Annotated in this window: 21 protein-coding genes and 1 tRNA gene; 13 read left to right on the forward strand and 9 right to left on the reverse strand. The window is 56.8% G+C overall.

The genetic code is table 11. The features are described 5' to 3' along the window. The first annotated feature begins 14 nt into the window (after nucleotides 1-14). Genes WA928_RS11085 through WA928_RS11095 form a run of 3 tightly spaced genes read left to right on the forward strand, consistent with a single transcriptional unit; the run spans nucleotide 15 to nucleotide 959 of the window. The gene (locus WA928_RS11085; RefSeq protein ID WP_424303425.1) at nucleotides 15-338 is read left to right on the forward strand and encodes a 2Fe-2S iron-sulfur cluster-binding protein; all 324 of its coding nucleotides are present in this window, start codon (nucleotides 15-17) and stop codon (nucleotides 336-338) included. Nucleotides 339-353: 15 nt separating this feature from the next. Next, on the forward strand, nucleotides 354-668 hold the full coding sequence (locus tag WA928_RS11090) for a ferredoxin (protein ID WP_424303428.1): 315 nt from the start codon (nucleotides 354-356) through the stop codon (nucleotides 666-668). 12 nt (nucleotides 669-680) lie between these two features. Beyond that, on the forward strand, nucleotides 681-959 hold the full coding sequence (locus WA928_RS11095) for a 2Fe-2S iron-sulfur cluster binding domain-containing protein (protein WP_350381326.1): 279 nt from the start codon (nucleotides 681-683) through the stop codon (nucleotides 957-959). Between the two features lie 77 nt (nucleotides 960-1,036). On the opposite strand, the gene WA928_RS11100 is transcribed toward WA928_RS11095, so the two are convergent. Next, nucleotides 1,037-1,753: a GntR family transcriptional regulator gene (locus WA928_RS11100; RefSeq protein ID WP_424303479.1), complete on the reverse strand. Its 717-nt coding sequence runs from the start codon at nucleotides 1,751-1,753 to the stop codon at nucleotides 1,037-1,039. Between the two features lie 115 nt (nucleotides 1,754-1,868). Beyond that, a complete protein-coding gene (locus tag WA928_RS11105) occupies nucleotides 1,869-2,612 on the reverse strand; it encodes a TSUP family transporter (RefSeq protein WP_424303431.1) in 744 nt (247 codons plus the stop codon). A 349-nt stretch (nucleotides 2,613-2,961) separates the two neighbouring features. Here WA928_RS11105 and WA928_RS11110 point away from each other — a divergent pair, with 349 nt between their 5' ends. The 8 genes from WA928_RS11110 (at nucleotide 2,962) to WA928_RS11145 (ending at nucleotide 12,083) form a co-directional block, all read left to right on the forward strand. Beyond that, nucleotides 2,962-4,485, forward strand: a complete 1,524-nt coding sequence (locus tag WA928_RS11110) for a hypothetical protein (protein WP_424303434.1) — start codon at nucleotides 2,962-2,964, stop codon at nucleotides 4,483-4,485. A 78-nt stretch (nucleotides 4,486-4,563) separates the two neighbouring features. Continuing rightward, on the forward strand, nucleotides 4,564-4,989 hold the full coding sequence (locus tag WA928_RS11115; protein ID WP_424303437.1) for a RidA family protein: 426 nt from the start codon (nucleotides 4,564-4,566) through the stop codon (nucleotides 4,987-4,989). A gap of 305 nt (nucleotides 4,990-5,294) precedes the next feature. After that, nucleotides 5,295-6,428, forward strand: a complete 1,134-nt coding sequence (locus tag WA928_RS11120; RefSeq protein ID WP_424303440.1) for a porin — start codon at nucleotides 5,295-5,297, stop codon at nucleotides 6,426-6,428. A 91-nt stretch (nucleotides 6,429-6,519) separates the two neighbouring features. After that, nucleotides 6,520-7,980, forward strand: coding sequence for a gamma-glutamyltransferase family protein (locus WA928_RS11125; protein WP_424303443.1), 1,461 nt, complete (start codon nucleotides 6,520-6,522; stop codon nucleotides 7,978-7,980). Between the two features lie 181 nt (nucleotides 7,981-8,161). Next, nucleotides 8,162-8,896 carry a TenA family transcriptional regulator gene (locus WA928_RS11130; protein ID WP_424303446.1) on the forward strand — a complete coding sequence of 245 codons (735 nt, stop codon included), beginning with the start codon at nucleotides 8,162-8,164 and terminating at the stop codon, nucleotides 8,894-8,896. Between the two features lie 71 nt (nucleotides 8,897-8,967). Further along, nucleotides 8,968-10,479, forward strand: a complete 1,512-nt coding sequence (locus tag WA928_RS11135; protein WP_417277190.1) for an aldehyde dehydrogenase family protein — start codon at nucleotides 8,968-8,970, stop codon at nucleotides 10,477-10,479. 66 nt (nucleotides 10,480-10,545) lie between these two features. After that, entirely contained in the window at nucleotides 10,546-11,025 is a 480-nt protein-coding gene (locus WA928_RS11140; RefSeq protein ID WP_417277189.1) for a GlcG/HbpS family heme-binding protein, read from the forward strand. A gap of 38 nt (nucleotides 11,026-11,063) precedes the next feature. Further along, a complete protein-coding gene (locus tag WA928_RS11145; RefSeq protein WP_417277188.1) occupies nucleotides 11,064-12,083 on the forward strand; it encodes a 2Fe-2S iron-sulfur cluster-binding protein in 1,020 nt (339 codons plus the stop codon). Nucleotides 12,084-12,132: 49 nt separating this feature from the next. Here WA928_RS11145 and WA928_RS11150 read toward each other — a convergent pair whose 3' ends face one another. After that, on the reverse strand, nucleotides 12,133-12,378 hold the full coding sequence (locus WA928_RS11150) for a hypothetical protein (RefSeq protein ID WP_424303451.1): 246 nt from the start codon (nucleotides 12,376-12,378) through the stop codon (nucleotides 12,133-12,135). A gap of 413 nt (nucleotides 12,379-12,791) precedes the next feature. On the opposite strand from WA928_RS11150, the gene WA928_RS11155 reads away from it, so the two are divergent. Next, entirely contained in the window at nucleotides 12,792-13,514 is a 723-nt protein-coding gene (locus WA928_RS11155) for a hypothetical protein (protein ID WP_424303454.1), read from the forward strand. Between the two features lie 84 nt (nucleotides 13,515-13,598). Here the strand turns inward: WA928_RS11155 and WA928_RS11160 are convergent. From WA928_RS11160 to petA, 6 genes are all read right to left on the reverse strand, one after another. Beyond that, nucleotides 13,599-13,674 (reverse strand) — tRNA-Thr (locus WA928_RS11160). A gap of 97 nt (nucleotides 13,675-13,771) precedes the next feature. Then, complete coding sequence (locus WA928_RS11165; protein WP_424303457.1) at nucleotides 13,772-14,203, reverse strand: ClpXP protease specificity-enhancing factor; 432 nt, start codon at nucleotides 14,201-14,203, stop codon at nucleotides 13,772-13,774. Between the two features lies 1 nt (nucleotide 14,204). Further along, nucleotides 14,205-14,813: a glutathione S-transferase N-terminal domain-containing protein gene (locus WA928_RS11170; RefSeq protein ID WP_424303460.1), complete on the reverse strand. Its 609-nt coding sequence runs from the start codon at nucleotides 14,811-14,813 to the stop codon at nucleotides 14,205-14,207. A 53-nt stretch (nucleotides 14,814-14,866) separates the two neighbouring features. Continuing rightward, complete coding sequence (locus WA928_RS11175; RefSeq protein ID WP_417277183.1) at nucleotides 14,867-15,712, reverse strand: cytochrome c1; 846 nt, start codon at nucleotides 15,710-15,712, stop codon at nucleotides 14,867-14,869. A gap of 30 nt (nucleotides 15,713-15,742) precedes the next feature. Beyond that, nucleotides 15,743-17,128: a cytochrome b gene (locus WA928_RS11180; protein ID WP_424303464.1), complete on the reverse strand. Its 1,386-nt coding sequence runs from the start codon at nucleotides 17,126-17,128 to the stop codon at nucleotides 15,743-15,745. 44 nt (nucleotides 17,129-17,172) lie between these two features. Then, nucleotides 17,173-17,820: a ubiquinol-cytochrome c reductase iron-sulfur subunit gene (gene petA, locus WA928_RS11185; protein ID WP_350381053.1), complete on the reverse strand. Its 648-nt coding sequence runs from the start codon at nucleotides 17,818-17,820 to the stop codon at nucleotides 17,173-17,175. Nucleotides 17,821-17,986: 166 nt separating this feature from the next. Here petA and mscL point away from each other — a divergent pair, with 166 nt between their 5' ends. Further along, on the forward strand, nucleotides 17,987-18,439 hold the full coding sequence (gene mscL, locus WA928_RS11190) for a large conductance mechanosensitive channel protein MscL (RefSeq protein WP_424303467.1): 453 nt from the start codon (nucleotides 17,987-17,989) through the stop codon (nucleotides 18,437-18,439). Nucleotides 18,440-18,761: the final 322 nt, after the last annotated feature.

Below are 18,761 nucleotides of genomic sequence, written 5' to 3' on the forward strand. Positions count from 1 at the left end.
ATAGGATTTAGTTTATGCTTAAAGTAACTTTACATAAAAACGGCCAGGTCTATCAGGACGAGGTTCAGGAAAACGCCAACCTGGTGGTTCGCGCAGGTATCCGGCAGTTTCCGTATCCCAATTTGTCGTACCGCTGCGGCATGGGCAAGTGTGCCACTTGCGCCTGCAAGATACTGGATGGCGCAGATCACCTGCCGGCTCCTAACTGGAAAGAAAAGAAGCAACTGGGCAGCCGCCTGGATGAAGGTTACCGGCTGGTATGCCAGTTATGGCTTACCCACGACATCGAGCTTACCCAGGATGTCGAACCTGTTCATCATGCAGATGCATCTGCATAAGCCCGGAGATCCCTCATGTATATCATTCTTACCAGCAAACCGGGCGTATACAGCGCAACCATTCAGGCAGGCGGTACCCCGATAGAAACTTATCAGTATCTATTTTATGGGCGGTGCAAGGCGGTGTTCTCGCTGGTCCGCATTGATGCCGATATCAAGATCGACATCGTGGAAGACACCCCGCCCCATATCCGCAATGTGGTTTCAAGCAAGTTCCTGGATCACTTCAATACCCTGGACGAAGCCCGGGCCGAACTCAATCATCTGGTTCATTTTGGTGGGCTGGATGCCGTCTTGCAACGGTGTGAACCATCTGGTGCAGTTGCGTAAAAGGTAGTCATGATGGTTTCAATTACATTTCTGAATGGCAGCAGCAAAACGGTCGAAGCACCGGATAACAGCAATTTGCTGCGGGTCTCGATCCGCGAAAAAGGTGGTATTCCGTTCAAGTGCGGCGGGGGCCTTTGTGGCACCTGCAAGTGCCGTATCGAGGAAGGCAAAGAGAACACCGACAAAATCAAACCCAAGGAAAGGCGTCATCTGAAAGACGAAGACTTTGCCGAAGGTTATCGCATGGCTTGCCAGACGTTTATTACCGGTGACGTCAAAGTCTCCTGGTAAGCAGGTTTGGGTCTCATTGGCAGGCAGTCACAGCCAGAAAGCCACCGGCACCACTAGGTGCCGGTATCTGGTAGGTTTTACAGATCCCACTTGGGCGGTTCACCGCCCTTTTCTTTGACGTACGCACGTGCTGCATTGTGCACGTGCTGGGTGGCCAGCAAGCCGGCGAGTTCGACGTTTCCGGCGATGACTGCGCGCAGGATTTGCTCGTGGTCAGCCCAGTTTTCTCTGACGCGGCCGATATTGCTGGGTGCAAACACCAGAGCGGTGCGGTCACGCAGCGAATTCATGATGTCCATCAGAACCGGATTGCCGGTAACCGTGGCCAGAGTTTCGTGAAAGGTACGGTTCAGGTGGCGGCAGGTATCCATGTCTTCGGTTTCTACCGCTTTCATGCCTGCTTTCAGGATGTCCTCGAGCTCTTGGATGGCAGATTGTTCGCGCCGCTGCGCGGCCAGCCGGGCATTGAGGCCTTCGAGGGCGGCACGCACCTCGACCATGTTGTAGGCCATTTCATCGGAGAGCACGGCAACAGAGGCCCCCCGGCGTGGTTCGATGCTGACCAGGCCTTCGGCAGCCAGTGCACGCAAGGCCTCGCGGATGGGGATCCGGGAGACGGCCATCTCGTCAGAGAGCCGGCTTTCAACCAGCCGTGCCCCGGGGCGGAACTCACCTTGCAGGATGCGATCGCGAAGCTTGTCGCGGATCACGGCAAAAAGAGGTGAGTACTGCTCACCAATCCTGAGCGAATCGCTGTTTTTTGTCCCATGGGGCGCCAGGTTGCTTGATCTCATTGTGGTGGTGCTCATGATTCCCGTACTCAAGATATTTGAATCGTCTGTTTAGTATACAAGTGTGCGCCTGGGCAGCCCCGGTGCTGCCCGGCGATGGCTCAAAGAAGAGTACTTATTATTGCCACAGAGTCTTGACCGCCAGCCCCAGTGCACTGGCGGCACAAAAGATCAGCAGGCCGTAGCGCAGTGCCGGGCCGGTGACGCGGTGGCGTGCTTTGTTGGAAAGCCAGAATCCCAGAAACAAAAAGGGGAAAAGCGTGGCGCTCAGCAGGAGATCGTGCCAGCCGTAGTGCCCTGTCAGGGCCAGCGCAGCCAGCGAGACCGTGGCTCCGCAGCCCAAAATCGCACCAATCGTGGCGCGAATGGTGGAGGGCGGGCTGTGCTGCATGATGATGGCCAGCGGTGGAGAGCCTACAGAGGTGAGTGTCCCCATGACGCCGGAAATCAAGCCGGCCACGCTGGCGCTGACCGGCGATACGCGCAGCCGCAATCCAGAGACGCTTAGTAGCACTGCCAGCAGAATCAGGCCGGCAAATAGCAGGCTCAGGGTTCGCGACGCCAGCTGGCTGAGCGCAAACACCGCCACCAAAGCCCCCAGCGTGCGGCCGGCCAGTGCAAAGGAAGCCGGTTTCACTGCGATCTGGTGCCGCTCCCGCAGGGCGGTCATAAAGGTCACCATGCCGCCCAGTGTCAATAAGGGCCCCGGTACCAGTTCAGGACTGACAATCAAGGCCACCGGTGCGGCAAACATGGTAAACCCCACACCGCCCACCCCTTGTAAAAGAGCAGAACCCGCAATAAGGAAGGCCATCAGGGCATAGACCCAGGGGTCTGTAAACGGCAGCAGGTCTAGGGGCATGAGCTCTCCGTAATCAGAAGCAATGAAAGAGTTGATAATGGTATACCATGTACAAACAGCATATTTCATACCTGAACCAGCCGCATGCCGTGTTGCCAGCTACTTGTTCGCCGATCTTCAGTAAAATGCCCTATCTATATAGATAACAATGAATAATAAAGGCAAATTCGCTTTAGGCATGAACATCTAAGGGAAACCTCTGGGTATCGTTTAGATACTTGAAGAATATAATATCCAGTATACAGGATACGGAATATAAAGAAGATCCTGAATTCAGCTCTGGATGACAGGGGCCACGTGTCATCCGTTTTAAATTTCAATCTCAAGATTTACCCTTAAGGGGAGGCTCATGGGTTCAGAAGTCACTCTCAACCTATCGCACTGGATATATCTGGCTAGTGTGGTGGTGATCATCGCTACGATGATTTTTCGTGCCAACGTGGTGGTTCCGGCGGTTATCGGAACATTCCTGGTTGTCACCTCGCTCACCGGCAATCCAGTAAACGGATTTATCGGTATCTTTAATGCCAGTTTCGTGGCTGCCCGCGAGCTGTTCAATATCTTCCTGGTCATTACATTCATGACGGCGCTGCTTAGCGCATTGAAAGCCACTGGGGCGGATGTCCTGATGGTCAAGCCGTTTCAGAAGGTGATGCGCGGTGGCTTGTCTTCGTACATCGTGATTGCAGTGGTTACCTATTTGTTTTCACTGTTTTTCTGGCCTACGCCGGCAGTACCTCTGGTATCCGCCGTGCTACTGCCAGCCGCCATTGCGGCAGGCCTGCCACCCATCACGGGTGCCATGGTCATTGCGATTGCAGGTCAAGGGATGGCGTTGTCCTCTGACTACATCATTGGTGTGGCCCCAGGCATCAGTGCCAAGGCCGCCGGTGCGGCCGTCACAGCGCAGGCCGTGGCTGATAAAGCCATGACTCTGTCGCTCATCACAGGTGTTGTGGCCTTGGTGCTGGCGTATTTGTTCACCCGCAAAAGCATCCAGAAACCCAGCCCTGCTTTGTTGGATGAGTGGCAATCGCGCGCCAGCGATGGCGGCGCTGTCAACGTGGAGCGCTCCGGCAGCTTTGATAAGTCTGAAATGGCGCACAGTGCCGATGCACCTGATGAAGATGTGCCGGCCAAGGCGCGTGCCAATCAGCATCTGCGCAAGTGTGCCAAGACCTTTGCTATCGTCACGCCGCTGGCCTTTCTTGGCGTGATCCTGGTTCTGGTATTGCCCACCATTTTCCCATCCATGCCCGCCCTGCGTGGCGGCGATGCGGCCGGCCTGGTTGGCGGCGTGGGTTTCGTTTTGATGATGGCGGCCTGTCTGATGTTTGTAGGTGGCCGGCGGATGCTGGATCTCTGCCCGGATTACATGACTGACGGTTTCGTGTTTGCCTTCAAGGCCATGGGCTCTGTACTGCCAATCGCTGGTTTCTTCTTTCTGGGTACCAGCGATGCCACCGCACAGATTCTGGGTATCCCGGCGGCCGGTGCACCAAGCCTTCTGTTCGAGCTGATCACTGCGGGCCAACACTACATCCCCAACAACAGCATCATGATGGCGTTTGGCGAGCTGATTGTCGGGATGGTGACGGGTATCGATGGTTCGGGTTTCTCGGGCTTGCCCCTGACAGGTTCTTTGGCGGGTGCGATTGGCCCGGTCATCGGGATGGATGCCGCTACTCTGGCAGCTATTGGCCAGATGGGTGCTATCTGGACGGGCGGCGGCACCTTGATCGCCTGGTCTTCCCTGATCGCTGTGGCTGGTTTTGCCCGTGTCTCGGTGCTGGATCTGGTGCGTCTGCTGACCTTGCCGGTATTGATTGCGTTGGCGGTATCCACCACCTTCGCGGCGATCTGGATGGCGTAACTGTTCTGCAAACAGCCGGTGCGGCTGGCCTTAGTGGCCGCCCGGCATCCACTCTGCCGACGATCTGGAACACTCAATATGTCCTCTTTACCGGTCTCTCAAGGCCATTACCGAATTGCCACCCGCTCAGGTGATCTGATCTTTACCGCCGGGATGACACCACGCAAGGATGGTGTCCTGATTCGCAAAGGGAAGATCAGCAGTGGCACACCGGTGTCTGATTACCGGGCCTGTGTCGAGCTGGCGGTGCAAAACGCCTTGCAGGCGGCGCAAAGCCAGATGGCACCCGAGGAACGTATCTCCCGGGTGTTGAACACCACTGTTTATGTGGCGGCCGAAGATGGCTTCGAAGGCCATTCAAAAATTGCCGATCTGGCCTCAGACCATCTGTTTGCCCGCTTGCCGGAAATCGAACCCGGTGCGCGCACCGCGGTGGGGGTTTACACCCTGCCGGGCAACTCCCCGGTTGAGATCGCTCTGGTGGTGGCTGTGCAGTCTCCGTAGGCGAAAGGCGGCAGACGGTCTGTCGCCATTTTCGCAATGCTTTACCTCTCGCCCCCGCTTGAATTGCTGCAGACCCCGTCTGCACAAGGGGTCTGCTATCCAGTCTTAGGAGGTATCTGTCTCATGTCCCCCTGAACCGCAAAGCATCGCGGCCAAATTTCCGCCCAGTGTGATGTCAGCACGTGGGAAATTTCTGGCAAAGCGATTTGTGTTGCCCTCGTACTGCTGCATGGCCTGCCACATCCAATAAAACCATCGTGCGCGGCTGGCGGAACTCAATAGAAGAAATGGAGACTTCAATCGTTATGAAAAAGCAAGCTTTTATATTGGCACTGATTGGGGGGTTTGGCGTGATGCTGTCCGCCCAGGCAGAGACCTCGGTGACGCTGTATGGTGTGGTGGATACGGGCTATGGCTATGGCAAGCACGAGATTCACAAGGACGGCATCAATTACACGGCCAAGTCCTCTGGTCTGCACGACAGCTATTTATCGGGCAGCCGCTTTGGCTTCCGAGGTGTCGAAGACCTAGGTGATGGCCTGCGCGCTATGTTTATTCTGGAGTCCGGTATCAACCCGGGTAACGGCACCACGGTAACCGACCGCGTGTTTCACCGGGAATCCCATGTGGGGCTCGCCAGTGATCGCTGGGGTTCGATCACGATGGGGCGTCAGTACAACCTGGCAGACCCGTACTTTGGCGTCAATGCCACGGCCTCGATGGGGGATATCGACAAGACGTTTGGTGCTGCCTCTGTGCGTGTGGACAATATGTTCATCTACCAGACGCCTAATATGTCGGGGTTCCAGGCAGGGGTGGGTTACGCAGCTGAGGGCGCGGTGATCCGTACCAATGTGGATCCGGACGCCAATAACCAGGATAGAAACAGCTATTTGTCCCTGGGTGTGCAGTATCGTGACGAGGCCTTGCACGCTGCCGCCACCTACGACCGTGTGGGTAATGGCGAATACGCCAACGCAGCCACCAGCTGGGCATTGGTGGGTTCGTACGATTTCGGTGTGGCCAAGCTGGCCCTGGGCTACGGGCAAGACCGCTATGCCAAGATCAACGGTGTCGGTGCCTATAGCAACGAAGCGCTGTTTGGCGAGGTCTTTACCGAGGCGGGTTCTCCCGTCAAGGGCTATGAAGACTATCTGGCGACGCATGATTTCAAGGCCAGCAACTATTACGTCGGGCTGTCTGTGCCGCTGGCGGGTGGTACGGTAGGGATGGCCTGGGGCCGTACGGCATCCAATCTGGATGACGCCGACAAGCTGGGTGATTATGCAGGCGATCAAAATATTTACAGTGCCCGTTATGTGTATCCCTTGTCCAAGCGCACAAGCCTCTATGTTTATGGTGCCTATGGCACCAATATTGCCTATATCGAAGGCCTGAAGGGACAAGAAGCCGGTTTGGGTATTAATCACAGCTTCTGACAGGCACCTGTGGTGTGATCTCCGTAGGGCACTGTCATCAGAGCAGGGTGACAGTGCCATTTTTTTCTTGAATTGATGAGCAGGCCAGAAGATGAGGAATAACCCGGTAAACACTCAAGCCATGGTGGCCACCGGCAACCCGTTGGCCGCCTCGGCAGCTATTGAGATCTTGCGCGAGGGTGGCTCGGCTGTGGATGCGGCAATTGCCGCTGACGCGGTGATGGGGCTGGTAGAGCCCATGGCAACCAGCATTGGCGGGGATCTTCTGGCGATGGTCCATCAGCCGGGCCAACCGGTGGTTAGCTACAACGGCACCGGTCGGGCCCCGGCTGCACTGGACATTGCCATGGTGCAGGCACTGCCCGACAGCAAGATTCCGGAGCGCCATCCTTTGTCGGTGACCACGCCTGGGGCCGTGCAGGGGTGGTGGGATCTGCATCAGCGCTTCGGGCATCTTGCCTGGGCGCGCCTGTTTGATCGCGCGATCCAGTTGGCGCGGGATGGCTTTGAGGTAGCCCGTGTGGCGGCCCACGAGTGGGAAATTTTTGATTTCGTGCTGCACCGGGATCCCGAGTGCGAGCGGTTGTTTCGCGGTGGCCATCCACCCAGCGCCGGCGAAACCCTGACCAACCCCGCGTTGGCTGCAACGCTGAGCCACATCGCCCATGAAGGGCCGGACTATTTTTATCGGGGCCCGCTTGCTGGCCAGGCGGCGCGGGCGGTGCAGCGGATGGGGGGCGTGCTGGCCGCAGAAGATTTTGCACGCCATAGCGGTAATTACACCGAGCCACTCTCCCTGGAGTTTCACGGCGCTCGTATTCATCAATGTCCGCCCAACACGCATGGGGTGGCAATCCTGGATGCGCTGGCTGCCGTGCAGGGCCATGGTGGCGCACCGGACGACCCTGACACCTGGGTGCATATGGTGGGCGCCACGGCGCGTGCCATGCAGGCGGCAAAGAAAACCGTGGCAGATCCCTCCGGCAACACAGTGTGCACTGTCGTGGTTGACGCCGAGGGCCTGGCCGTCACGTTGATGTCCAGTGTATTCAAGCGCTTCGGTTCAGGCATTGTGGTGCCGGAGGGTGGCTTTTGCATGCAAAACCGTGGCTTCGGATTTTCCACGCCAGGCCATATCAATGGCCCTGCACCAGGCAAGCGCCCATATCACACTGTCGTGCCGGGCCTGACCACCCGGGACGATCAGTTTTTGCTTGGCATGGGGGTGGTGGGTGGTTTGATGCAGCCACAAGGGCAGATTCAGATCCTCACCCGCGTGCTGGCCTGGGGCTGGGATATCCAGGAGGCACTGGATGCGCCCCGTTGGCGCCTGGAAGCAGGAGATACCCTGGCCATCGAGAAGGGGTTTCCTGATGTGCTGGCTCATGCCCTGCGGGCTGCCGGCTACGAAGAACCGCACCCGCAAGTGGGCGAGTTGGCAGGCCGCAGTGATTTTGGCGGTGCTCATGCCGTGCTCAGGGCGGCAGACGGTCAGCTGCATGGTGGCGCGGATCCCCGTAAAGACGGGCAGTGGCTGCGCTGCCAATTCTGACGAAAACATCCAGATACTTTAAGCCTATAAATTTCGGGGATAACCCTTATTCACTTCAAATGTATACGGTATACAATAGTCCGTACAGTACAACAGGTTGACCGGCTTCTAGTCCTCTCATTCCTGGGTGCAGTCCTCAGACTACTTACTTTTGTGCAGCGTTTTTAAGACGGGAATAAAAATGGCCAATTTGATGAACCAAGACGAATTCCGCTCCGCACTGGAGCTGGCGATCAAAGGCAATAGCGCCAATCGTGCGCCATTCAGCGTGGCTTGGGCTACCGGCAAACTAAGCCGTGAGCACATCGCACGCTGGGCCGAAAACCACTATCACTATGTCGGTCCCTTCGCCGACTATCTGGCATATGTCTATGCACGCATGCCTGACACCTATACCGAAGCCAAGGATTTCCTCCTGGCAAATATGTACGAAGAAGAAATCGGCGGTGATCGCCATACCGATTTGCTGATCCGTTTTGCCGAAGCCTGCGGCACCACCCGCGAGCGTGTCGAAAATCCCGACAATATGTCGCCCACCACGCGTGCATTGCAATCCTGGTGCTATTGCGTGGCCATGCGCGAAGATCCCATCGTGGCAGTAGCCGGCCTGGTGGTTGGCCTGGAATCCCAGGTGCCTTCCATCTATCGCAAGCAATCGCCCATCCTTAAAGAACAGTATGGCTTTACCGACGAAGAAGCCGAGTTCTTTGATCTGCACATCGTGTCCGACGAAATCCACGGCGAGCGCGGTTATCAGATTGTGCTCGAGCATGCCAACACCGTAGAGCTGCAGCAAAAATGCCTGCATATCTGTGAGATTGGCGCCAAGATGCGCTATCTGTACACCACTGCGCTTTACAACGACTACGTTAAGAACGAAATCCCTCTCGAGTCCCTCGAGATGGAAACTGCGTAAGCACGGGTCAGTGCCCATGAGGCCCGATGCAAGGGCCTCATGGTGCGTCTTTACCGCAGTTCAGGTATTTCATGGATCATGTCCACGGCGGCAGAGACCGGCGTGGCAACAGGGAAGCAGTTGTGATAGATCTCAAGACGCAGGTTTTCCAGAATCATATCGGCGGTACCTGGCAGGCTTCTGCCACCGGGCAGACCTACCCCAACCATAACCCGGCAGATTCCGACGATATCGTTGGCAATTTCCAGGATTCAGACCAGACAGACGTCGCTCAGGCCTTGGCCGCAGCCCAGGCTGCCTTCGAAGGGTGGCGCGCCACAGCGCCCAGCAAACGCGCAGCTATTCTGATGCGTGCCAGCGAGCTTTTGCGCGAACGTGCGGATACCATCGCCCACGAGCTGACCTGCGAAGAAGGCAAGCAATTGGCCCAGGCCAAAGCCGAGGTGATGCGCGCTGCAGGCACCTTGCAGTTCTACGCAATTGAGGGCCAGACCTACACTGGCGAAACGTTTCCCCAGGATGACCCCGATATGGTGGTCTACACCCAGCGCGAGCCTCTGGGTGTCGTGGTGGTGATTTCGCCCTGGAATTTTCCCATTTCCATCCCGGCGCGCAAGATCGCGCCCGCTTTGATCACCGGTAACACCGTGGTGTTCAAACCCTCTACCGACACGCCGCTGACCGGTTACCGCCTGGCAGAAGCCCTGGTGGATGCCGGCATCCCGGCCGGTGTGCTTAACTTTGTCACGGGCCGCGCCTCCCGCATCGGCAAGGTGTTGACGCAGTCGCCCGAGGTTCGTGCCATTACGTTTACGGGTTCCACCCAGGCAGGCGAGGACATCCACCGCAATGCCTCCATGACCACCCGTTTGCAGATGGAACTGGGCGGCAAGAATCCCCTGATCGTGATGGACGATGCCGATATCGATCTGGCTGTCGATCTCACCGTCAAGGGTGGTTTGTCGCTTACCGGGCAAGCCTGTACCGGTACCAGCCGGGTGCTGGTGCATCAGTCCGTCAAGCAGGTGTACACCAATAAGCTGCTGGCGCGGATTGCCGCACTGAAAATCGGTGCAGGGCTGGAAAAGGGCATCGACATCGGCCCTCTGGCCACCGCATCCCAGCTGAAAACCGTCCTGCAGTACGTGGATATCGGTAAATCCGAAGCCCGCCATCTGGTGGGGGGAGACCGCATTACCGGCCCCGGGTTCGATAAAGGATTCTTTGTCAGCCCTGCCGTGTTTACGGATGTGTCTCCAGACATGCGTATTGCCCGCGAAGAAATTTTCGGTCCGGTGATTGCGATTCTGGAAATTGGCAGCTACGAAGAGGCGATCCGTATCGCCAACGACACCGAATACGGCCTGTCGGCTTCCATCGTCACCACCAGTGCCCGTCTGGCACACCGCTTCGCCGGTGATATTCAGGCCGGTACGGTCAAGGTCAATCGCACCACCACGGGCAATCTGGTCAATGCACCGTTTGGCGGCATCAAAAAATCCAGTACCGCAACCTTCCGGGAATCCGGGCGTGTGGGGCTCGAGTTTTTCCTGCAAACCAAAACCGTCTATCGCGGCGTTTAAGTTTCAATCATATTTTGGCCGGGTGGGCGTCTGATGCCTGAGCCAGACAAATCACGGAGATAAGTCATGAAAAATACAGTCCAACTTGAGCAAGAAGAAGCCCGTTTGATGGTGAATGCTGCGATCGCCAAATCTAAAGAGATCGGCGTGCTCGAAACCGTCTGTGTCGTTGACGCTGGTGGCTTTCCGATCTTGCTTGAGCGCATGAATGGTTCGCGCATCACAGGCCCGCAAATCGCCATGAACAAAGCGTTCACGGCCGCTGGCCACAAGCGCTCCACCCATTTGTTCACGACGCCTCCCAATGGCCCTGCGCTGCCGGGCAACGAGGCTTTTGGCATCCAGCTCAGCTTCGAAGGCCGTTTCGCGGCGTTTGTCGGGGGCTTCCCGATTGTGGTCAACGACGAAGTCATCGGCGGCCTGGGCCTGAGTGGCGGAAATGGTGCGCAGGATACAGCTGCCGGCATGGCGGGCTTGCAGGCATTGGCCGACGCCCTGAAAGACAAGGGTATGACGGTCTTGGTTCAGCCTGACATCAAAAAATAAGTTGGGATGCGGCTTTTCTTTAGACAGGGAGTATCGTCATGAGCCATCGTGTAGTGATCTCGGAAACCCAACAGCAATTCGATGTTGCAGGAGAGGAAACCATTCTGGACGCGGCACTGCGATCAGGCGTGCGCCTGCCGCACGAGTGCACGTTTGGGGCGTGTGGTACCTGCCGCGTAAAACTCGAGGCTGGATCCGTTCGCTACGACGAGTTCCCCATCGGGCTCACCAAAGAAGAAGCTGCCCAGGGCTATGCACTGGCCTGTCAGGCACATCCGTGTAGTGATATGGTGATTTCACCTGCCAGCCACGGGCCGGCCTTGCCTGATCCGGTGCAGACGGTTGCCACCGTCAAGCAGGTGGAAGCCCTGACGCCGGATATCGCCCGTCTGGTACTGCAATTGCCCGAAGATCTGGATCTGGACTATCGCGCCGGCCAGCACATGAACATCCTGCTGGCTCCCGGAGAAGAAAGAAGTTTTTCGATGGTGGGCGCTTACCCGTTTGGCAATGAGGTCGAGTTCAATATCCGGCGGGTGCCGGGCGGGCGGTTTACGCAAGAGATGTTGTCGGCGCTTAAGCCGGATGACACCTTGCAGGTAGAAATCCCCAAGGGTACGTTCTGCTTTCATGCCGAAGACTACCGGCCCTTGTTGTTTGTGGCCACGGGCACCGGGCTCGCTCCCATCCGTGCCATGTTGGAAGCCTTGCTGGATGATGAGGACTGCCCGCCAGTTTCCTTGTACTGGGGGATGCGCACCGAGGCGGATCTCTACGCCAAAGATGAAATCGAATCCTGGTCAGACCGTCTGTACGAATTCAACTTCGTGCCCGTGCTGTCGCGGGCCACAGATGCCTGGCAAGGCCGCCGGGGCCACGTGCAGCAGAGCATCCAGGAAGACTTCACTGATCTTTCCGAGTATGCGTTTTACTTGTGTGGATCACCCGAGATGGTGACAGACACCAAACGCTTGCTGTTGTCTCTGGGTGCCGATCTCGAGTACGTCTATTCGGACAGCTTTACGTTTCATCACCCACAAAAAACGGCGGCCGTGTGATCACGCCGCCGATCTCGGGCCGGCGGGTTGCCGGCAGGCTGTGGGTTAATCAGGCATGTGCCGGTCGGCGATGCGACGAACGGCGCTTAGCCGCTGTTTTCCCCGATGCAGTGGCTTCTAGGGGAGCAGGCTCGCTGGTGCACAACGACATACCATTGCCTTTCAGCATCCGGCCAATGTCTTTCAGTGAGGTGGGCAGCAGCGGAATCGTACGGCGCAGAGTAGACCGATGCGTGTAAAAGCGGCCAAGCAACTCGCCCACAGGGGTAGAGGGGTAGCGGTGATAGGTAACCATGGAGTTTCTCCTTAAGTGGTTCGTCCTGATTGAACTTGTATTTAGTATACCGTTTTCAAGGTAGAAATACTAGTAATAACCCTAACACAAACAGGGTGTGGGGTTCTTGCCACGTCATTTGTATGGAGAGGCAGTGGGCGGCTTTGTCTAAAAAGCTGCTGCCGGTGATCAGGCGGAAGAAGTGCCCACCCAAGCCAGGAAGGGTTGCAGAATCAAACGCTAAAACCTCCTGCAGATCGCTGCATTCACGGCTGCGTCTGAATGATAAGTTCATAAACTGATCAATAAGCTTTGCATGAAGCTCCGAAAAACCCATCCCCAAGAATTGCCCTTCTTGGGGATGGGTTTTTAAGCGGTGCCTGCTTGGCAAGTCTGTGCAGTGCACTATCTGCAATTTTCACATCCAAATATCCATGTACAAGAAAAGCCTTTTAGCAATATTGACGTTTGTGTTGTCCGCAAGCCATGCCTGGGCTGCCGACGAACAAGGCCACTGGATTGCCATCGCTGCCAGCTCCTCTGTGGCGTATTCTGCAAAAGGTGAGAGTGGCGGGCTGATGAATGTCAGTGGAAAAAAGGGCAATGCCTACGGTTATGTTTATCAAATAGAGAATAAGAAGAACAAGACGTTTAGCTATGGGAAAGTGTTTGTAATGCTTGACGCTTGTAAAAAGGGATACGGTCAAGTCATATACAACGACATGCAAGGCAAGTTCACGGACGCGATTGATTTTGTCCGCTTCGGCGGTACTGTTGCTGATAGCCTGGGCAGCGTGGCGTGTTCTGCCTGGGATGGAGAAACAGGCAAGATCTCGCGGGCGGAAACTGCGGGTAGATGGGAATTGGCAGCAAAGGCAACTGAGAGCGGTAATGAATTTGTCCTCAAGACCGATACCGTGCGCAAGTCTACCTATAGTGGCAAACCAGCCATCACCGCGTTGTTTGGCTACAAAGATTTAGCACAGGACACCACCGACTACGGCGTCTATACCATCCGCATTTCCGATTGCAAGAAGGGGTTCGGCACCATTTATGAGTCGGATTTAAAAGGTAAACAGGTCGGAAAATCAGATGTCGCGCTGGATGGGAGATCAGTCATTTCGCACGTGGCAAGCGCTCTTTGCAGAAAACTCTGAAGCGGCCTGAGAAGGCACCACCGGAATAAAAAAGAGGGCCCGCCAGGAGGTGCCCTCTGTGCCCGCGCAATCGGGAAAATGAAATGGTGCCGGCTAGAGGAGTCGAACCCCCGACCTTCTCATTACAAGTGAGCTGCTCTACCAACTGAGCTAAGCCGGCGAAAGCCGCCATTCTACAGGAATTACGGCTTATTTGAAGACCTGCCGCTTGTGAAACTCTTGTTGGAAACAGCGGCTGCGGTCTTTTGATCTGCGTGTTACTTCACAATCTTCAGGTGTGACGGCTTGGGTACGTCACCGGCCGGTTTGGTGTCGGGCGCATCGGGTGCCGGGCCGGATGACGGCGGGGTATCACCGCCACCGGGATAGGCTTGCGAAGGCACGACCTCGAACCCCATGCCGGCACCAGTTTCGCGGGCATACAGTGCAGACACCGCCGCCACGGGTACAAACAGGTGCTCGACGGCACCGTTAAAGCGGGATTCGAACTCGATGTAGTCGTTGCCCAGAGTAAGCCGGTTAGTGGCTAGATGGCTGATATTCAGCGTGATCTGGCCATCATGGACATGCGCAGGCGGCACAACCGTGTTGGCATCAACTGTGACCACCAGGTAGGGCGTATAGCCGTTGTCCGTGCACCATTCGTGCAATGCGCGGATCAGATACGGTTTGGTGGAGCTCTCCTGCATATCAGCGGCGCATGACCTTCTCGGAGGGCGTCAGCGCTTCGATGTAGGCCGGGCGCGAGAACAACCGCTCGGCGTATTTCTGGATCGGCGCCGCGCTTTTGGGTAACTCGATGCCATAGTGCGCCAGGCGCCACAACAAGGGGGCGACAGCGACGTCCAGCATCGAAAAATCATCGCCCAGCATGTATTTGTTTTTGACCAGCAAGGGTGCCAGCTGGGCGAGACGGTCACGGATGTTGGCGCGGGCGGCGTCGCGGACTTTCTCGTCGGTGATGCTGCGGGTTTCGAGCGTGGAGACGTGAACAAAGAGTTCTTTCTCGAAGTTGTACAAAAACAGCCGCGTGCGGGCCCGCATGATGGGGTCGGCAGGCATCAGTTGCGGGTGCGGAAAACGCTCGTCGATGTATTCGTTGATGATGTTGGACTCGTAGAGCACCAGATCACGTTCGACGAGGATTGGCACCTGGCCATAGGGGTTCATTACCGCAATGTCTTCAGGCTTGTTGTACAAGTCGATATCGCGGATTTCGAAGTCCATGCCCTTTTCGAACAGCACAAAGCGGCAACGTTGCGAAAACGGGCAGGTCGTCCCGGAGTAAAGCACCATCATGTCGAGGATTCCAATACAGAAAAGCAGTGAATGCGCCCCGGAGGGCGCAGGACTTACCGGACGTGTTTCCAGTAGGCGTGGTTCATGCGGATGGCCACAAACATGAACAAGAACAGGAACAGCATTACCCAGACGCCAATTTGCTTGCGCAGCAGTTGGGCGGGCTCGGCCATCCAGCCCAGGAAGTTGCTGAGATCCGCGACATCGCTTTCGAACTTGTGGAAAGATTTAGCGTCGGCAGAATCAAAGCGCCCGGTGGATGAAGCTTCTCCTGTGTAACCCTGGAGGGGCTCATTTTTTACCGTGGGGAACCCAGACTCGTCGAACACCGTCGTGGTGCGCGTCCATTGCTCGGCGCCCTTGGCATCGGCTACCTGATGCACCTGCACGCTGGTGTAAGTGCGCGGGCCTTCTAGTTGCCATAGTACGTTGGGCATTGCCACACTGGGAAACACGACGTTGTTCCAGCCGGTTTTCTTGGTGGTGTCGCGGTAGAAACTACGCAGGTAGGTGTAGATGTAATCCACACCCGAGTGGCCAAAGTTGGCGCTCTTGGCCCGGGCAATCACAGAGAGGTCTGGGGGCGCTGAGCCAAACCATTTTTTGGCGTCTGCGGGTGTCATGGCGATGGTCATGAGATCACCCACTTTATCGCCCGTAAACAACAGGTTTTTCTTGATTTCGGCTTCTGTCAGGCCAAGATCGGTGAGCTTGTTGTAGCGCATCGAGCTGGCACTGTGACAGTTGAGACAGTAATTGACGAACAGCTTGGCCCCGTTTTGCAGCGACGCCAGGTTGGTAATGCGGTCTGGGGCGCGGTCGATATGCGCGCCGCCTTCGGCAAAAGCCAGCGTGCAGGTAAGTGACAGAGCCAAAGCACCGAGCAGTTTTTTGATCATGATCTTTCCGTAGCTATCAGTGGTGGGCCATCAGTGTGCGCGAAACGTGACGCGATCCGGGACGGGCTTGAATGTACCCAGTGCGCTCCAGACAGGCATCAACAGGAAGAACGCCAGATAGATGACCGAGCAGATCTGGCCCATCAGCGTGAACACCGGCGTGACGGGCTGCGTACCCAGCCAACCGAGGATCAGGAAATTGACGATGAACACACCATACAGGAACTTGTGCCACGACGGACGGTAGCGGATGGATTTGACCGGCGAGTGATCAAGCCATGGCAGGAAGAACAGAATCACCACGGCGCCACCCATCGACACCACACCCCAGAACTTGGCATCCAGGGTCTTCATCAGCACAGCGACAATCACCAGGATAAGTGGCACTGCCAGGCGCCAGAACCCCGAGAGCTTGCCCTTGAGGAATAGCGCGGCGGCGGCCACCACCGCAGCAGCCGACAACACCCACGTGAAATCGCTGGTGGTGGCACGCAGCATTGTGTAGAACGGTGTGAAATACCACACTGGTGCGATATGTGGCGGCGTTTTAAGAGGATCGGCCGGGATGAAGTTGTTGTACTCGAGGAAGTACCCGCCCATCTCGGGGCCAAAGAAGATAATGGCTGCAAAGACGATCAGGAATCCTGCCACGCCCACGATGTCGTGCACCGAGTAATAGGGGTGGAACGGAATGCCATCCACCGGACGGCCGTATTTGTCTTTGGGCCCTTTCTTGATTTCGACGCCATCCGGGTTGTTGGAACCCACTTCGTGCAGCGCAAGAATATGTGCCACCACCAGGCCAATCAACACCAGCGGGATCGCAATCACGTGGAACGCGAAGAACCGGTTGAGCGTGGCATCAGACACCACATAATCGCCGCGGATCCACAGGGAGAGATCAGGGCCGATGAACGGGATGGCTGAGAACAGATTGACAATAACCTGGGCACCCCAGTAGGACATTTGGCCCCAGGGCAGCAGATAACCGAAGAAAGCCTCGGCCATCAGGCACAGGAAAATACCCACGCCGAAGATCCAGACCAGTTCTCGGGGCTTGCGGTACGAGCCGTAGAACAGCCCGCGCAGCATGTGCAGATACACCACCACGAAGAACATCGACGCGCCCGTGGAGTGCATGTAGCGGATGAACCAGCCGCCTGGCACCTCGCGCATGATGTATTCGACGGACTCGAAGGCAAACCGCGCATCCGGTTTGTAGTTCATGACCAGGAAAATCCCGGTAACCACCTGGATGACCAGCACCAGCAGTGCCAGCGAACCAAAGAAATACCAGAAATTGAAATTTTTCGGAGCATAGTACTCGGACATATGCTCTTTAAACATTTTCGTCAGGGGGAAGCGGCGGTCTACCCAGCCAATCAACCCGGTCGTCTCGACATTATTTTCGGCCATGAACGGCTCCTATCAGTATCACGAAAAGATGAACAGCACGTTCATCAGGCCTTGGTTGGGTAGGTATCCACCCCGATCACGACATGTGACCCATCGGGTGAAAACGCATAAGGCGGGACTTCGAGATTATCTGGGGCCGGCTTGTTCTTGAATACGCGGCCGGCGAGATCGAAGGTAGAGCCGTGACACGGGCAGAGCCAACCGCCCGGCCAATCATTGGGTAACCCCGACTGGGCGCCCGTTTGAAAATGCGCTGTGGGCGAGCAACCCAGGTGCGTACAGATACCAATACAGATAAAGATCTCGGGCTTGCGCGAGCGGTACTCGTTTTTGGCCCACTCGGGGGTAAACCCGGCGCGCTCGGATTGAGGATCAGCGAGTTCGGAATCGTGCTTCGGCAGATCTTCGAGCTCGGCCTTGGTACGGCGCACAACCCAGACAGGTTTGCCGCGCCACTCGACCGTCATCATCTGCCCCTCGGGCAGCCCCGAGATATCCGCCTCGACCGGAGCCCCAGCCGCCTTGGCTTTCTCGGACGGCGCAAATGATCCAACCAAAGGCACCGCCGTTGCTACCCCGGCCACCCCGCCTAACGTACAGGCTGATGCCACCCAGAAACGACGGGAAGGGTCGGGGGGCAAGTTGGGGTCGACTGCGCCCTGCTCATCGGACTGTGTCGGATTTTGACTCATTTGTTATCCCTGGTAGCCGCCCCGGAGGGCGGATCGTTAGACAATATCGGCTTGCACATGGACGCAACACAGGCAGTATCGCCTGCCTAATCTGCATCCACGGGGGTCTTCAACCGCGTATTATAGCGTTACGACCAACGTGGTAAATCCCGAGGAGAAACCCAACATGGCCAAAGCAAGCGGTTTTATCAAAGAATTCCAGGAATTCGCCGTCAAGGGCAACATGATGGACCTGGCCATCGGTGTCATTATTGGTGGCGCCTTTGGCAAAATAATTGATTCAATCGTCAACGATCTAGTCATGCCGCTCATCAACTTCATCCTCGGCGGCCAAGTCAACTTCGACAACCTCTTCTGGGTCCTGCGCCTGCCCGAAGGCTACGCCGGCCCCATGACCTCCGTCGACCTCACCAAAGCCGGCGCCGTCGTCTTTGCCTGGGGCCACTTCCTCACCATCCTTGTCAACTTCATTCTCCTGGCACTCGTTGTCTTCATGCTGGTCAAGATGGTCAACAACGCCCGTCGCCGCCTAGAGGCCCCGCCGCCCCCCGCAGCCGCCCCCGCCACCCCCGAGGACGTCGTCCTCCTGCGCGAAATCCGCGACGCCCTCAAAAAATAATCACCCGCTGCGCCGCTGCCCGCCGCAGCGGCGCAATCCCCTGTATTCCAGCCCCCATTCCTTGCGTGGCGCACGCGCCGCGACAAGCGGCAGAGCGTGATTCCGCTGTCCCGCACAGCCCGGTACGCCTATAAAACGGGTGAGAGAAGGCGCACTTCATTTCCTCTTGGTGTATCCGGCAGCATTTAACTGAATCGCTTCCAAACAAGCCCCACACAGCAGCCGCAAAATCTCCCAAAATCGTCAATCCTCGCGGGGAGGTGTTGGGGGGCACTATTGGAGCCCACCCCCCCAATCCCGGCGAAGCCGCCGAATTGCGACT

The organism is Castellaniella sp. (assembly GCF_049651205.1).
Taxonomy (GTDB): Bacteria; Pseudomonadota; Gammaproteobacteria; order Burkholderiales; family Burkholderiaceae_B; genus Castellaniella.